The 507-nt window shown below is 70.0% G+C and carries 1 protein-coding gene; it reads right to left on the bottom strand.

Annotated elements, in window-relative coordinates; genetic code table 11:
* Window positions 1–101: 101 nt before the first annotated feature.
* Window positions 102–507 (bottom strand): GNAT family N-acetyltransferase (locus tag ABD323_RS45665; protein ID WP_344447806.1); only part of this gene is annotated, 406 nt, incomplete at its 5' end.

The following is a 507-nucleotide window of genomic DNA, read 5'->3' as shown; positions in this document are numbered from 1 at the left end:
GTCCCGCCCCCCGAGGCCGTTGGCCGTTGCCGACTCGTCCGCCGTCACTGTCGCCTCCCCCGGCTGTCGTGCCTGCGGGGCATCGTACCGATCCGGTCGGTCTAAGGGAGCTCGAGGAAGCGGAACTCGTCCAGGACGGCGAAGCCGGTGCTGTCGTACAGGTTCATCGCGACCTCGTTGCCGCCGAAGACGTTGAACATCATCGCCTCGTCGCCGCCCTGCCGGGTGGCCCACTCGCCGACGGTCATCGCGGCCCGGCCGTAGCCCTTGCCGCGGTGCTCCTCGTGCACCAGCAGGGAGAAGCCGAAGGTGACGCCCGGCAGGAAGCCGTGGTTGACCCAGCCGGTGCCGATCAGCTCGCCGCCGGCCTCCATCGCGTAGAAGGCGTGACCCGGGGTCAGGAAGCCCTCCGGGAGGTAGCGGGCCATGTCCTGGTCGGACTTCAGTTTGGCCTGCTCCGGGGTGAGCGCACCGGCCCGGACGATGTCGGCGATGTACTCGGCCTGC

Origin of the sequence: Kitasatospora nipponensis, assembly GCF_039528135.1 — a bacterium.
GTDB lineage: Bacteria > Actinomycetota > Actinomycetes > Streptomycetales > Streptomycetaceae > Kitasatospora > Kitasatospora nipponensis.
The sequence above is the reverse complement of the archived record's forward strand: the minus strand, read 5'-3'. Positions and strand labels throughout refer to the sequence as shown.